Source organism: Serinicoccus marinus DSM 15273, assembly GCF_008386315.1.
Taxonomy (GTDB): Bacteria; Actinomycetota; Actinomycetes; order Actinomycetales; family Dermatophilaceae; genus Ornithinicoccus; species Ornithinicoccus marinus.
Map to the genome: position 1 here is coordinate 755,115 of NZ_CP043808.1, position 14,673 is coordinate 769,787.

The window sequence follows — 14,673 nt, forward strand, 5'->3', positions numbered from 1 at the left end:
CTCCATGGTGCACCGCCCACCTGTGCCGCAGGTGTGCGCCGCCACGCGCGGGCGGCAGGGATGCCGGACGCGCCGCACGCGGCTGACAGACTCCTGGGTATGACTGCGGCGGAGAACCCTGGCCCGGACGTCCCCATCGGCGACTACGCGGTGGTCGGCGACATGCGCACCGCCGCGCTCATCTCGCCCGAGGGCAGCGTGGACTGGCTCTGCCTGCCCCGCTTCGACTCGCCCTCCGTCTTCGCCTCCCTGCTCGGGACCGAGCAGGACGGGCGCTGGTTGATCCGCGTCGTCGACGGCGAGGTCGAGGACCGCGACTACGTCGAGGGCACCTTCGTCTTCCGCACGCACTGGCGAGGCCCCGAGGGCGCCGCCGAGGTGACGACCTTCATGCCGCACGTCGACGGCCGCTCCGACATCGTCCGGGTGGTGCGGTGCACCTCCGGACGGGTCGAGGTCGAGCACGAGCTGGTCATGCGCTTCGAGTACGCCACGGTGCGGCCGTGGGTGCACCGGACCACGGTCGAGGAGGAGGACGGCCGGACCGAGGAGGTGCTCACCGCGGTCGGTGGGCCCTCGCGACTCATCCTGCACGGCCCGCTGCCCGAGGCGGTCCGCGAGGAAGACACGCACCGGGCCCGGCACAGCCTGGACGAGGGGGAGGAGCTGGCCTGGGTGCTGACCGGCCAGGCATCGTGGAAGCCGCTGCCCGCGCGGATCGACGTCCCCGCGGTGCTGGAGGAGACCATCCGGGACTGGCGTGGCTGGAGCGGGCAGATCCAGGCGACCGGCCCCTGGGCGCGGCAGGTGACGCGCTCGCTGACCGTCCTGCGGGCGCTGACGCATACCGACACCGGCGGCATCGTCGCCGCGGCGACCACCTCGCTGCCCGAGGACCCGGGCGGCGAGCGCAACTGGGACTACCGCTTCACCTGGCTGCGCGACTCCGCGCTCACCCTCCAGGCGATGATCATGCACGGGCTCGACGGCGGGGCGCAGGCGTGGAAGGACTGGTTGCTGCGCGCCATCGCCGGCCACGCCAACCAGCTGCGGATCATGTATGGCCTGGCCGGTGAGCGCGACCTCCTCGAGCGCGAGCTGGACCACCTGCAGGGGTATGCCGACTCCCGCCCGGTCCGCATCGGCAACGGCGCCGCGTCGCAGTACCAGGCCGACGTCATCGGCGAGGTCATGCTCGCGCTGGCCGACCTGCGGGACGCCGGCATCGCCGAGGACGGCTACAGCTGGGGGATCCAGAAGATGATGCTCGCCACCCAGGCCGAGCGGCTCGACGAGCCCGACCACGGCATCTGGGAGATGCGCGGCGACAAGCACTTCTTCACCCACGGCCGGGTCATGGTGTGGGCCGCCTTCGACCAGGGGATCCGGGCCGTCGAGGAGCACGGCCTGCGCGGCGACGTGGAGCACTGGCGCGAGCTGCGCGACAGGGTCCGCCGGGAGATCGAGGAGCAGGGCGTGGGCCCGGACGGAGCCTTCCGGCAGACCTACGGCGCCGACGAGGTGGACGCCTCGCTGCTGCAGATCCCGCACACCGGCTTCTGCGGCTACGACGACCCGCGCATGCTCGCCACGGTCGCGCGGCTGGAGCGCGAGCTCGTCGACGACGAGGGCTTCCTGCACCGCTACCGGATGACCGAGAGCGACAACATGGACGGTCTCGCCGGGGGAGAAGCACCCTTCCTCATCTGCACGTTCTGGCTGGTCGAGCAGTATGCCCGCTCCGGCCGGATCGAGGACGCCGAGCGGCTCATGCACGCGTGCGTGGACGCCGGGGCGCCGTTGGACCTGCTCGCCGAGGAGTACGACCCGGCCTCGCGTCGGATGCTGGGCAACTACCCGCAGGCGTTCAGCCACCTGGGACTGGTCCGTGCCGCCGACGCCATCGCCGACGTACGGGAGCCGTCGGCCTGAGGCATACCGCGCGGTCGGTCGACGCAGACCGCGCGGCCGCTCGGGGGAAGGCGAAGGGCCCGCCCCTCCCGGTGGGAGAGGCGGGCCCGTCGCGGTGACCGGCCGGGGCGCTGCGCCCCGGCCGGCCGAGGTCACGGCGTGTTGACCGAGACCAGGGTGTAGGCGACCTCCTCGGTGCCGTCGCTGTAGCCGATCGCACCCATGTAGCGGGTGGCGGCCTCCAGCCCGGTCCAGGCGGCGGTCAGGTCCAGCGGCGTGCCGGCGACCACCGTCACCGGGGACGGCGTGACCGTCATGTTGCCCTCGTCCGCGGACGGCATGAAGACGTGCAGCGGACCGCTGGCGGTGGCGCCGGCGGCGCCGTTCCAGTAGTCGACCGCCACGGTGTACTCGCCCGGGGCAGGCGCCATCATCGTGATCGACTCGTCCGAACCACCGGCGGCCGACTGGCCGACGACAACGCCGTCGCTGTCCTCCAGGAAGAGGTCCAGGTCGAGCTCGGCCGGCGTCCATTCCGACGCCACGACCTCGACCCGGATGGCCGTGGTGCCCTCCGGCACCGTGACCGTCTGAGTGTAGTCGTCGTAGTCGGCGCCACCGTTCGGGCCGTCGGAGGTGACCTCCACCTCGGTGACCTGCGAGGCCATGAGGCCGTGCACGACCGAGGTGAGCTCACCGGTGAAGCCCGGGGTGACCTCGAAGGTCTCCGAGCCGTCGGTGGAGGTACCACGGATCTCCTCCGGCGCACCCATGGCCACCGGCCGGATGGCCAGCGGGCTCGTCACGTCGGCACCGGGACCGGTCCAGGTGAGCGACCCGAAGGTCCACTCGTCCAGCGGGGCGCCGGCCGTGGTGAACGAGACCGTGAAGGTCGCCGTGCCACCGGGCTCGACGGTGATCGTCGACGGCTCGACGACCGCCTCGACCCCCGGGGGCGCCTCGACCTCGGCGGTGAACGTGCCACCGTCGCCCGTCGCGTCGGTCACGGTGCGGGTGACGGTCTGCGCGCCGCCCAGGTCACCGATCGAGATGCTCGGGTAGTTGAGGTCACTCGCATCCGTCGTGCCGAGGTCCTCACAGATGGCGGCCCCGCCGACCAGCTGCAGCTGGCCGATGGCGCAGGCGTAGGCATACCAGTCGACGATGCCGGAGTCGTAGACCAGCGGCGTGTCGTACGCCGCAGCCGGCTCGACCTCACCGGACCCGTAGTGGAGCGGGCTCGCCGGCGCACCGGCGTAGTTGATCAGCTCGCCCTCGGAGTTGGTCGGGTCGGCCGTCGTCATCATGGCGGACTTGACGCCCATCGGGCCCCAGTCCGGGTTGTCCTGCATCATCAGCGCGGCCAGGCCGGCGATGTGCGGGGCGGACATGGAGGTGCCGGAGAGGCTGTCGAAGTTGCTGCCACTGGCGGACCCGGCCGGGGAGACCGCGGCGATGACGTCGACACCCGGGGCGGTGATGTCCGGCTTGAGCAGGTCCCCGCCACCGGCGATCGCCGGGCCGTAGGAGCTGAAGCCGGCCATCTCCGGGACGGTGATCTCCGGGCCCTCGCCGGAGGCCGAGATGGTGGCCATCGGGTCGGGGTCGGAGGCCTCGTACTCCTTGATCGCGTCACCGGCGGTGCCGTTGACGTGGATCGTGGGCACCGAGTGGAAGTCGCCGTTGAGCGACTCGTCGTTGGTGTTGTTGGCCAGGATCATGCCGACACCGCCGGCGGCCTCGACCGTCTCGCTCTTCTCCACCCGGGCGTTGGTGCCCCGGGTGCAGATGACGATGTGGTCCGCGGCCTCGGCAGCGTCCAGCGAGCCCGGCAGGCACAGCAGCGCGTCATCGGCGGTGGCGCCCGCGGCCGGGATGTCGACCGAGTTGACCAGTGGAGCCGGACCGACGCCCTCGCCGGCGCTGATGCCGGCATAGGTCTCGGTGCTGTCCGCGAACAGCGCCTCGATCTGGATCCGGACGTCGTCGTTCAGCGCACCCTCGCCACCGAGGATGACCGCGGACTCGGGAGCCAACGCCTCCATGCCGTCGAGCACGACGCTGGGCACCCCGTCGGGGCGGCTCAGCATGACGGGCACGCCCTGGTAGCCGGCGAGTGCCGACCCCGCGAGAGCGTCCGGGTAGTCGCGCCCGGTGGCGGTGTGCACCACGGGCGCCGGGTCGTCCGCGCTGAAGCCGAACTGCTCGGCGACGGCGACGGACGTGCCGTACCGGTCCTTGCCGGCGAGGCGCTCTGAGGCGCCGAGCTCCTCGAAGACGTCACCGGTCACGGCCTTGGGCCCACCGATGACGTGCACCTCGGGGTCGCCCATCGCGGCAAGTGCCTCACGGACCGAGTTGGGCACCCGGTCGGTCTTGGTGAGCAGCACGGGCACGCCCTCGCTCCCGGCGAGCGCGGAGCCGGACAGCGCATCCGGGAAGGCCTCGTCCTGTCCGGTGGCGACGTAGACGTGGTCCGCGTCGCCGTACTGCTGGGCGACGAGGGCGGCGGTCTCGTAGCGGTCGTCGCCGGCGACGCGGGTCACCGTGCCGTACGCCTCGAGGGCGTCGCTCACCGTGGTGGAGACGGCGTTCTCGCCGCCGAGCACGACGATGTTGTCGGGGTCGATCGCCTCGAGGGCCTCGATCGTGGCGCCGGGGAGCTCGCCGACCTTGGTCAGCAGGACCGGGGCCGGGGAGCCGTCGGGGGCCACGGCCGGCTGGTCGAGGCCGGTCGCGGGGACGAGGCCCTGCGAGGCGGCCGCGGCGCCGGAGAGGGCGTCGGCGAACTGGTTGCCGGTGGCGATGTAGACGGTGTCCACGCCCTCGGGGTAGGCCGCCGCGATCTCGGCAGCGGTCTCGTAGCGGTTGTCGCCGGCGATGCGGGTGACGGGGGGCTCGCCCAGCTCGACCTCGGCCGAGTTGGTGCGGTCGTGCGTGGAGGCGGCGACCGTCATGGTCCACGGCGAGTTGTGCGCGACCGAGCCCGGACCCAGGTCGTCACCCGAGTTACCGGCCGAGGTCGACACGAAGACGCCGGCGTCCGCAGCGTCGAAGAAGGCCAGCTCGTCGGCGGTCACCACGAACTGCGAGGAACCGGAGACCGAGTAGTTGATGACGTCCACACCGTCCGCGACCGCGTCGTCGATCGCGGCGACCAGGCCACCGGTCGTGCCGCTGCCGCCGCCGTCCTCGGTCGCCCAGAGCGCCTTGTAGAACGCGAGGTGGGCGGCCGGCGCCATACCGCTGCCGGTGCCCAGCTCGGTGCCGGCGAAGTCCATGGGGACGTCGATGTTGCCGGCCGAGGTGCCACCCACGTGGCTGCCGTGACCGTCGGTGTCGCGCGGCGACAGGAAGTCGAACGCGGTGTTGTTGCCCTCGGGGTAGTACCGCGCGCCGATGACCTTGCTGTTGCACTCCACGTTGTCGGCCGGGTTGGCCGCGTCACCCTCGACGCACTCACCGTTCCAGTCGGCGGGCGGCTCCGGGTCGCCCGGCAGGGCGGCGAAGCTGGGGTTCTCCGGCCAGAAGCCGGTGTCGATGATGCCGACGACCATGCCCGCACCCGCGTCGGCATCGCCGCCGAACTGGGTGTTCCAGACGCCGTCCTCGCCGGTCAGGCCCAGGTAGTCCGGGGTGGTGATGGTGTCGGTGGTCCGGACCTCGTCCTCCCACACCGCGGCGACGGCGGGGTCCTTGCGCAGGGCGGACACCTGCGAGCCGGTCAGCTCGGCGGTGAAGCCGTTGAACGAGGTCGAGTAGGTGTAGCGGGCGTCCGCCCGGTCCAGGCCGACCGAGTCGAGCACGGCGTTCTGCTGCCGGTCGAGGTATGCGGTGTACTCCTCGGCGGCGGCGCTCGTGGTGCTGAGCTTCTCCCCTTCGGCGGGCTTGGTCGCGGGGATGCCGCTGACGCCGCCCTCGTAGGCGGCCAGCGAGCTGTCCGCGAGCATGACGATGTAGGTCCCGTCCTCGTTGACCGTGATCTCCGGGTTCGCCCATGCTGCGGGGGCGACCAGGGCCAGCGGTGCGACGACGGCCCCTGCGCCGGCGAGCGCCAGCAGGCGCGTCCTCCGGCGTGCAGATGGCTGGTGCACAGTGTGTCCTTTGCTTGGAACGGTGAAGACGTCGCCGCTGGACAGCACCTCACCGTCGAGGCACTGCGGGTTCCCAGGGGACCCTGGCAGTATCTCCGGGCACCCTCAGGGTGTCCACAGGTAGCGACGAACGGATCTCCGCCGTGACCGGATCGTTACCCGGACGCCACGTCAAGCATCAGCCCCCGGCCTCGCCCTTCACCCGGACCATGCCCTCCTGCCCGACGGTCGCGAGCAGCGTCCCGTCGGCGGCGAACATGTGCCCCGTCCCTAACCCCCGACCGGACTGCGCGGACGGGGAGCTCTGGGTGTAGAGCACCCAGTCGTCGACCCGTGCCGGGCGGTGGAACCACATGGAGTGGTCCAGGCTCGCCGGACGCAGCCGCGGGTCGCCCCAGCCCAGGCCGTGACGCCGCAGCACCGGCTCGAGCAGCACGTAGTCCGAGGCGTAGGCCAGGATCGCCGCGTGCAGCAGCGGGTCCTGCGGCAGCTCGCGGGCGATCCGCAGCCACACCGACTGCTCGCCCGGTCCCGGCTCGGTCGGGCCGAGCAGCAGCGGCTCCACGTGGCGCAGCTCGACCGGTCGGCGCCGCGCGGTCTCCTGCGCGACCGGGTGCGGCACCTGCTCGAGGATCTGCCGGTCCGAGCGGAGACCGTCCGGCCCGGGGACGTCGGGCATCGCGATCTGGTGCTCCAGGCCGCCGGCCTGTTCCTGGAAGGACATGATGATCGACATGAGGATGCGCCCGTCCTGGACGGCGTGCACCCGCCGGGCGCTGAAGCTGCGCCCGTCGCGCATGCGCTCGACGAGGAAGCGCAGCGGACGGTCGGCGTCGCCCGGGCGCAGGAAGTAGCCGTGCATCGAGTGGATCGGGCGGTCCAGCGGCGCGGGGTCGGTCCCGTCCTCCACCGGCTCGACCGTGCGGCCCGCAGCGATGAGGCTCTGGGCGATCACCTGGCCGCCGAAGACGCGGCCGTGCGGCATGGGCTGGCTGCGAGCGGAGAAGACGTCGCCCTGCGAGTCCGCCAGGTCCTCACCCAACCCCTCGGGCGAGGCGACCCGGATGGTGGTGCTGCCCTCCCGGCGCAGGTCGAGCACGTCGAGCAGGTCGTCGATGGGGTAGTCCAGGGGTGCCTCGGTCACGGGGCGAAGCCTAGTGACTCACTCGATGTCGGCAGAGGTCGCCCAGAGGTCGACCCCCTCGGTGCTGCCCGACAGCCGGTCGATCTCGGCGATCTCCTCGTCGGTGAAGTCGGTGCGGTGGGCGGCCGCGAGGTTCTCCTCGAGCTGCCGCACGCTGGAGACGCCGATGAGGGTCGAGGTCACCCCACCGGGCCGGATCGCCCAGGACAGCGCCATCTGGGCCAGGCTCTGCCCGCGCCGCTGGGCCACGGCGGCCAACCCGCGCAGCCGCTCCAGGTTGTCCTCGGTGAGCACCCCCTCGTCGAAGGAGGGACGCTGCATCGAGCGCTGGGCCTCGCCGTCGCCGAGGTACTTGTCGGTCAGCAGTCCCTGGGCGAGCGCGGTGAACCCGATCGAGCCCATGCCGTGCTCCGACAGCGTCGTGAGCAGGCCGTCCTCGGGCCACCGGTTGAGCATGCTGTAGGCCGGCTGATGGATGACCAGCGGCGTGCCCAGGTCTCGCGCCACGGCGACGGCCTCGGCGGTGCGCTCCGGGGAGTAGCTGGAGATCCCGGCATACAGCGCCTTGCCCTGGCGGATCGCGGTGTCGAGCGCCCCGATGGTCTCCGCGACGGGCGTGTCCTCGTCCGCGCGGTGGGAGTAGAAGATGTCGACGGCCTCCACGCTCATGCGGCGCAGCGACTCCTCCAGGCTGGTCAGGAGGTACTTCCGCGAGCCGAGCATGCCGTAGGGTCCGGGCCACATGTCCCACCCGGCCTTGGTCGAGAGCACCAGCTCGTGCCGGTAGGGCGCGAAGTCGGTGCGCATCATGCGCCCGAAGTTCTCCTCCGCGGAGCCGTAGGGCGGGCCGTAGTTGTTGGCGAGGTCGAAGTGCGTGATGCCCTCGTCGAAGGCGCGGCGCAGGATCTCCCGCTGGGTGTCGAACGGCCGGTTGTCGCCGAAGTTGTACCAGAGCCCCAGGGACAGCGGCGGCAGCAGCAGTCCGCTCTCGCCCACCCGGCGGTAGTCCAGCTTCTGGTGCCGGTCGGGGGCCGCGACGTAGGGCCGGTGGGTGTCCGGGACGTCCTGCGCGTAGTAGGGCTCGCTCATGGGGCAACGCTACGCCGGTCGGCTCCCAGCCGCGGGCCAGCAGCGCACGGCACGATGGTGGTATGCCCCCACCCACCCCGCCCCGGCGGACCCGGGTCGCCGTCGTCGCCCTGGTGCTGCTCGCCGCGGTGGCGGTGCTCGCCTGGCGGCCGGTGGTCGGGTGGGCCGAGCGGGCCGCGGCGCCGTGCTCGGTCGTCGTGGCCGGTGAGCGGGTGCCGCTGGACCGGGAGCAGGCGCAGGCCGCGACCGCGACGGCCGCCGGCGACGGTGACGTGGCCGACCCGGCCGGGGCGGGCATACCGGAGGGCGTCGTCGAGGCCGTCAGGGGTGCTCGCGAGAGCACCGCGCTGACCTGCCGGGCGAGCGCCCCCGACGTCGTGGCGCAGGAGCTCACCGCCGACGGCCTCACGCCGCGGGCCCAGACCGTGCTCGAGGAGGCCCGGCGCTCCTTCCCCGACCTGCCCACCGGGGGCTTCGCCCCGGGCGGGGTGGACTCCGGCCACGGCCCGGAGTCCACGCACTACGACGGGCGGGCGGTCGACGTCTTCGTCCGGCCCGTGAGCGAGGCCAACCGGGACCGCGGCTGGATCCTCGCGCAGTGGCTCGTGGCGCACGCCGAGGAGCTGTCGGTGCAGTACGTCATCTTCGACGACCACTACTGGGGGGTGCGTGAGTCGGTCCGGGGCTGGCAGGACTACCGCGTCCCCGGCGGCTCGCAGGACCCGGTGCTGCGCCACCTCGACCACGTCCACGTCGACGTGCTGCGGGGGGAGTGACGCCGGATCGGCGATGGGGGCAGGTGGGCCACACCCTCGGCGTCCTAAGCAGAGAAACACTCTCCACACAGGCGCTGCAGCACGCGTCCCGAGCACTCTTCTCTGCTCAGGTCCTCGGGGAGCGGCAGGGCGGCTCAGCCCACCACGACGACGTCGAGGACGCGGGGCCCGTGGACGCCCTCGACCCGGTCCAGCTCGATGTCGCTGGTCGCGCTCGGGCCGCTGATCCAGGTCAACGGGCGGGCAGGGTCCAGGAGGGCGACCGCCTCGGGCACGTCGTGGACGACCTGGTCGGCGCGGATCACGCAGACGTGCTGGTCGGGCACGAGGGTGAGCGCCCGGCGGCCCTGGTCCTCGGTGTGGTCCAGCACGATCGTGCCGGTGGTCGCGATGCCGACGCGGGCCGCCGTCACCACCGCGTCGATCTCGTCGAGTGCGCCAGGGCTCAGCGGGCTGCCGTCCTCACCGGCGTCGCGGCGCAGCCACATCCCGGCCGCCTGCGAGGGCTCCACCCAGGTCGCCTCCAGCCCGTCGGGCACGAGCACAGCGTGCGCCCGGCCGCGGGCCAGCGCAGCGGCCACCTCCGCTCCGACCCGGTCCGGGGCGCAGCGGACGACGGTGGCGCGGTAGTCGGCGACGTTGTCCACGAAGAGGTCCAGGGTCCCCGCCGCGGACGCCGGGGCGGCCGAGATGGTCGGCACCTCGCCGCGCGCGCCGACAGGGGTGGTCACGTCGGCGGTGGCCTCGCGCAGCCGCGCCAGGATTGCCTCGCGTGCGCTCACGCGTCCTCCCCGGTATGCCCGTCGTTGCGGTGGGAGCGCGCCCACCACTGGCGGAAGGTCTCGGTGGGTGGGGTCGGCACGTCGCGCGCCTGCGTCCAGGCACCCAGCCCGGGCACCGAGCGGATCGTGCGACCACCGAGCAGCCGACCGCCCAGGGAGGCGGCCCGCTGCGCCGCCTCGAGCCGGCGGTGGTCGCCGAAGACCCAGGAGGCGGCGCGCATACCCGCGGCCTCCGCACTGCGCCCACTGGCCTCGTCGACGACCTGGGTGCGCAGGTGGACCAGGAGGGAGGGAATGTCGATCCGCACCGGGCAGGCCTCGAAGCAGGCGCCGCACAGCGAGCTGGCGTAGGGCAGGCTCTTGTCGACGTCGGAGGAGACACCGCGCAGCAGCGGGTTGAGCACCGCGCCGATGGGCCCGGGGTAGACCGAGCCGTAGGCGTGCCCGCCGGCCCGCTCGTAGACCGGGCAGACGTTGAGGCAGGCTGAGCACCGGATGCAGCGCAGCGCCTCCCGGCCGACCTCGTCGGCGAGCACCCGGCTGCGGCCGTTGTCGAGGAGCACGACGTGCACCTCCTGCGGCCCGTCGCCGGGGGTGACGCCGGTCCAGGTGGAGGTGTAGGGGTTCATCCGCTCGCCGGTGCTGGAGCGGGGCAGCAGCTGCATCATCGTGCCGAGGTCGGCGAAGGTCGGCAGCACCTTCTCCACCCCGACGATGCTCACCAGCGTCTGCGGGAGCGTGAGGCACATCCTCCCGTTGCCCTCGGACTCGACGACGACGAGCGTGCCGGTGTCGGCGACCGCGAAGTTGGCGCCCGAGACGGCGACCTTGGCGCGCAGGAACTTCTCCCGCAGGTGCAGCCGTGCCGCCTCGGCCAGCCGCGCCGGCTCGTCGGTGAGGTCCTCGGGCGCGGCCCGCCCGGCCCGGCCCATCTCCCGCCGGAAGATCTCCCGGATCTCGGCCCGGTTGCGGTGGATGGCCGGCACCAGGATGTGGCTGGGACGGTCCTGGCCGAGCTGCACGATGAGCTCGGCCAGGTCGGTCTCCCAGGCGGCGATCCCCGCCTCTTCGAGCGCCTCGTTGAGCTCGATCTCCTGGGTGGCCATCGACTTGACCTTGACCACCTCGTCGGCGCCCTGGGCCCGGGCGACGTCGATGACGACCTGGTTGGCCTCGGCCGCGTCCCGTGCCCAGTGCACGGTCGCACCCCGCGCGGTGAGGTTGGCCTCGAGCTGCTCGAGGTAGTCGGGCAGGTGGTGCAGCGCCTCGTCCTTGGCGTCCGCCCCGGCGACGCGCAGCGCCTCCCAGTCGGCGACCTCCCCGACCACGGCGGCCCGCTTGGCGCGGATCGTGGCGGTCGCGTGCGCGAGGTTGCGGCGCTGCTGGGTGTCGGCGAGGGCGCCCTTCGCCGCGCGCTGGAAGGAGGGCATGCCGAGGAAGGTCGACGACGTCTGCTGCGCCGGTATGCCGCTCACGCCGGATCCTCCTCGGTCGCGGCGAGGATCTGCGCGAGGTGCACGGTGCGCACCCCCGAGCGCTGCCGGTCCAGGATCCCGCCGATGTGGGCCAGGCAGGAGTTGTCGCCCGCGGCGAGCACCTCGGCGCCGGTGTCGCGGACGTGTCGGGCCTTGTCGGCGCCCATGGCGATGGAGGTGTCGGCGTTCTTCACCGCGAAGGTCCCGCCGAAGCCGCAGCACTCGGTCGCGCGCGGCAGCTCGACGAGGTCCAGGCCCCGCACCTCGCGCAGCAGCCGCAGCGGCTTGTCGCCGACCCCGAGCATGCGCAGGCTGTGGCAGGTGGGGTGGTAGGTGACCCGGTGCGGGTAGTAGGCCCCGACGTCGGTGACCCCGAGCACGTCGACGAGGAACTCGGACAGCTCGCGCACCCGCGGGGCCCGCTCCTCGACCTCGCGCTCCAGCCCGTGGTCACCGGCCCGTCGGGCCAGCATGGCGTGCTGCTCCCGGACCGATCCGACGCAGGAGCCGCTGGGGGCGACGACGTGGTCGAAGCCGTCGAAGACGTCGACGAAGCGGCGCACGAGCGGGGTGGCGGCGTCGGCATACCCGGTGTTGGTGAACATCTGCCCGCAGCACGTCTGCTCCCGCGGGAAGGCCACGCGGCAGCCCAGGCGCTCGAGCAGGGTGACGGTGGCGCGCGGGGCCTCGGGCCACATCGTGTCGTTGAAGCACGTGGCGAACAGCGCGACGCTCACCCCGGTGCCGGGGCGGTCGCGGTCCGTGCCGACATCGGTGGCGGTCATCGGTCTCCTCGTGTCGCAGGGTCCCCGCCCACGCTACCAGTCGCCGGGATCGAGGGTCGGCACCCGTGGCCCCGCCGCGCGGGCGTCGCGACACAATGGCGCCATGAGCACCTCCCTGCCCGACGTCCCCGAGGTGGCCTCGGTCTTCGACATCACCGTGCGCTGGTCGGACCTGGACGCCTACGCCCACGTCAACAACGTGCAGTACCTCCGGCTCTTCGAGGAGGCCCGGGTCTACGCCTTCAAGGCGTGGTTCGGTCAGGGCCGTGACCTCATCGACGAGGGGATGCTCGTGGTCTCGCAGGCGATCGACTACCTGCTGCCGATGGAGTTCGCCTATGCCCCCGCCCGGGTCGCGGTGTGGTGCGGCGGGGTCGGGGGCGCCAGCTTCGAGCTCGGGTATGCCGTCGCCGGGCCGGAGGGGGACGACACCGTCTATGCGCGGGGCCGGGTGAGCCTGGTCGCCTACGACCTGCGGCAGCAGCGGCCGCGGCGGCTCGGGGCGGAGGAGCGGGAGGCGCTGGCCGCGGTGACCGGCCCGAGCCCCGTGCTGCGCAGCGACCGGTCGGTCGGCGGAGGGGCCCGCGGGGGGACGCGTGAGCGGCGGCTCGAGGCTCGCCTTCCCCGACGGGGAGGGCTTGGCCGACCTCGCGACGTATGCGCGGCGGGCATCGGTGCTCGACGAGGACGGCGCCATCCGGCTGCAGGTGACCGGCGGTGCGCGTCCGGTGCTGGGCGCCTGGGTGTGCGTGCTGCCCGGTCAGGGCGTGCTGCGCTCGGGGCTCGTGCTGGGGCTGCGGACGATGGCGCTCGCGACCGGGCAGGAGGCGCTCGACGTCACCGTGCCGCTGGCCGGGCTGGCCGACCGCTTCGCGAGGCGGGCCTCGACCGGGGACGTGTCGACGACGCTGCCGGTGCCGCCGACGACGGTCACGCCGCCCTGGACCGCGCTCTCGCCGCCGATGGGTGGCTGGGAGCGGGTCGACGAGATCGCGCCGGAGCTGCTGGCGCAGGGGGCGCGTGACGGAATCGCCGAGGTGGCGCAGGGCTCGCCCGAGGGCTCCGGCTCGGCGGCCGTGGGCGCACTGCGGGCCCGGGTGTGGGGGCGACCGCTGCCGGGGAGCGGCGGGTCTGGCGAGGGAGCGGGCGCTGCGGTGATGGGCACCGCGGTGCCGGCCGGGGCAGCGCTCGCCGCGCACGCGCTCGGCTTCCTCGGACCGGACGGGGCTGGCATACCTCCCGGGGCCGCGGCCAGCGTCCACCGCAGCGGCCCCTGGCTGCGGGTGTCGACCGAGGCAGGCCACGTCGTGCTGCGGCCGTGAGTTCTTGGACATCGGGAAGTGGTGCCCCGGCCCCGGAAACCGATGTCCAGATCCGTGGGCCGGCCGGAGACCGACCGGTCCGGGTCAGGCCGTCAGTCGCCGGGCTGGGCGCTCGGGGCCTCCGGGTGGAGGGCGAGGAAGAACGACCAGGGCTCGGCGTCCGGGTCTCGCGGGCGGTCGTGGAACTCCATGACCAGCTCGTGGAGCCGACGCCGGAACTCCGCCAGCTCCTCCGGCGGCAGCCTGAGTCGGAGGCGGGTCAGCGTGACGTCGGCGCGGTCCGCGGGCACCTGCCCGAGTTCGGCGACGAAGGCCTCGACCATGCTGTGGGAGATGGCCGGGGTGCGGGCATACCAGGAGCGGCCGGTGGCGCGGTAGGGGATCTCCCGCGCGCCGCGCCGTCCGCGCCGCGGCTCCAGCGCCTCGAGGAAGCCGGTGTCGACGAGGGTGCGGACGTGGTGCAGACACGTGGCGGGGTTGAGCCCGAGGGCGTCGGCGATCTCCCGGTTGGTGAGCGGCTCGTCCAGGGCCAAGCGCAGCATCCGCAGCCGCAGCCCGGAGGCCAGGGCGCGGGCCTCGGCGTCGGTGGCGTCGAAGGGCTCCGGCGCCGGGGTGCCCGACGCCGACGTGGGGTCGTGGCGCGCCGGGGTCACCGGACCGCCCCGGAGCGGCGCATGAGCTCGCCGAGGAGATGGGCATACCCCCGGGCGTCGTCGATGGCGCGATGGGTATGCGCCACGTCGCCGAGCCACTCCGGCGGCAGCGTGTGCGGGGAGATCTCGCCGACCGGGCGGCCGAGGACGGCGGCGGCGTAGCTGCGCAGGCACAGCGCGCCGTGGTCGAAGAGGGTGTCGGTCTCGTAGGGACCCATGGTGAGGCCGTAGCGGGTGAAGCGCCGCAGGTAGAGGTCGATCCACGGGCCGTCGAAGGCGATCGGGGAGGCGGCGAAAGCCCGCGGACGGGGGAGCGCCGCGACCCAGTCGACCCAGCGGGCCATGACCTCCGGCACCGGCTCCGGGTCGGTGGTGCACGCGGCCCAGGCCTCGGGGTGCCCCTGGAACCACGCGAGCGTGTCGGGGTTGGGCGCGGCGCCCGGCAGCGGCTCGAGCACCGCCTCGAAGGTGTCGACCTCCTCGCCGGTCTCGCGGACCGCGACGCTGGCGAAGGAGCGCATCGAGTTGGGCCCGGGCCAGGGCCCGTCGACCTCGATGTCGGTCACGATGTAGAGCCAGGAGTCGCCAGCCGCCATGCCAGCATCCTACGCAAAAGTGATTGACAGAACTCAATCACTTGCC

At 73.2% G+C, this 14,673-nt stretch carries 11 protein-coding genes and 1 pseudogene; 4 read left to right on the plus strand and 8 right to left on the minus strand.

The window, feature by feature from the left end:
• The first annotated feature begins 99 nt into the window (after nucleotides 1-99).
• Nucleotides 100-1,932 carry a glycoside hydrolase family 15 protein gene (locus tag FU792_RS03740; protein WP_022924297.1) on the plus strand — a complete coding sequence of 611 codons (1,833 nt, stop codon included), beginning with the start codon at nucleotides 100-102 and terminating at the stop codon, nucleotides 1,930-1,932.
• A gap of 131 nt (nucleotides 1,933-2,063) precedes the next feature.
• Here FU792_RS03740 and FU792_RS03745 read toward each other — a convergent pair whose 3' ends face one another.
• The 3 genes from FU792_RS03745 to FU792_RS03755 form a co-directional block, all read right to left on the minus strand.
• On the minus strand, nucleotides 2,064-6,005 hold the full coding sequence (locus FU792_RS03745; RefSeq protein WP_022924296.1) for a cell wall-binding repeat-containing protein: 3,942 nt from the start codon (nucleotides 6,003-6,005) through the stop codon (nucleotides 2,064-2,066).
• Between the two features lie 178 nt (nucleotides 6,006-6,183).
• Nucleotides 6,184-7,149, minus strand: a complete 966-nt coding sequence (locus FU792_RS03750; protein ID WP_022924295.1) for an acyl-CoA thioesterase — start codon at nucleotides 7,147-7,149, stop codon at nucleotides 6,184-6,186.
• A gap of 18 nt (nucleotides 7,150-7,167) precedes the next feature.
• Entirely contained in the window at nucleotides 7,168-8,238 is a 1,071-nt protein-coding gene (locus FU792_RS03755) for an aldo/keto reductase (protein WP_022924294.1), read from the minus strand.
• Between the two features lie 62 nt (nucleotides 8,239-8,300).
• Here FU792_RS03755 and FU792_RS03760 point away from each other — a divergent pair, with 62 nt between their 5' ends.
• The gene (locus FU792_RS03760) at nucleotides 8,301-9,014 is read left to right on the plus strand and encodes a VldE C-terminal domain-containing protein (RefSeq protein ID WP_022924293.1); all 714 of its coding nucleotides are present in this window, start codon (nucleotides 8,301-8,303) and stop codon (nucleotides 9,012-9,014) included.
• A 134-nt stretch (nucleotides 9,015-9,148) separates the two neighbouring features.
• Here FU792_RS03760 and FU792_RS03765 read toward each other — a convergent pair whose 3' ends face one another.
• From FU792_RS03765 to FU792_RS03775, 3 genes are read right to left on the minus strand one after another with little or no spacing between them, the layout of a single operon-like run.
• Nucleotides 9,149-9,796, minus strand: coding sequence for a LutC/YkgG family protein (locus FU792_RS03765; RefSeq protein WP_022924292.1), 648 nt, complete (start codon nucleotides 9,794-9,796; stop codon nucleotides 9,149-9,151).
• Nucleotides 9,793-11,226, minus strand: a complete 1,434-nt coding sequence (locus tag FU792_RS03770) for a LutB/LldF family L-lactate oxidation iron-sulfur protein (RefSeq protein WP_084485105.1) — start codon at nucleotides 11,224-11,226, stop codon at nucleotides 9,793-9,795. Before FU792_RS03770 ends, FU792_RS03765 begins: the two co-directional genes overlap by 4 nt.
• A 41-nt stretch (nucleotides 11,227-11,267) precedes the next feature.
• Nucleotides 11,268-12,056, minus strand: a complete 789-nt coding sequence (locus FU792_RS03775; protein ID WP_022924290.1) for a (Fe-S)-binding protein — start codon at nucleotides 12,054-12,056, stop codon at nucleotides 11,268-11,270.
• 103 nt (nucleotides 12,057-12,159) lie between these two features.
• On the opposite strand from FU792_RS03775, the pseudogene FU792_RS19110 reads away from it, so the two are divergent.
• Nucleotides 12,160-12,537 (plus strand): annotated as a pseudogene (locus FU792_RS19110) (acyl-CoA thioesterase); the annotation flags it as partial.
• 115 nt (nucleotides 12,538-12,652) lie between these two features.
• The gene (locus FU792_RS03785; protein ID WP_022924288.1) at nucleotides 12,653-13,378 is read left to right on the plus strand and encodes a DUF8185 domain-containing protein; all 726 of its coding nucleotides are present in this window, start codon (nucleotides 12,653-12,655) and stop codon (nucleotides 13,376-13,378) included.
• Between the two features lie 92 nt (nucleotides 13,379-13,470).
• Here the strand turns inward: FU792_RS03785 and FU792_RS03790 are convergent, their stop codons facing one another.
• Nucleotides 13,471-14,031, minus strand: a complete 561-nt coding sequence (locus FU792_RS03790) for a winged helix-turn-helix transcriptional regulator (RefSeq protein WP_022924287.1) — start codon at nucleotides 14,029-14,031, stop codon at nucleotides 13,471-13,473.
• Nucleotides 14,028-14,627, minus strand: coding sequence for a hypothetical protein (locus tag FU792_RS03795; protein ID WP_022924286.1), 600 nt, complete (start codon nucleotides 14,625-14,627; stop codon nucleotides 14,028-14,030). The genes FU792_RS03790 and FU792_RS03795 overlap by 4 nt, the downstream gene beginning before the upstream one ends.
• Between the last annotated feature and the right edge of the window lie 46 nt (nucleotides 14,628-14,673).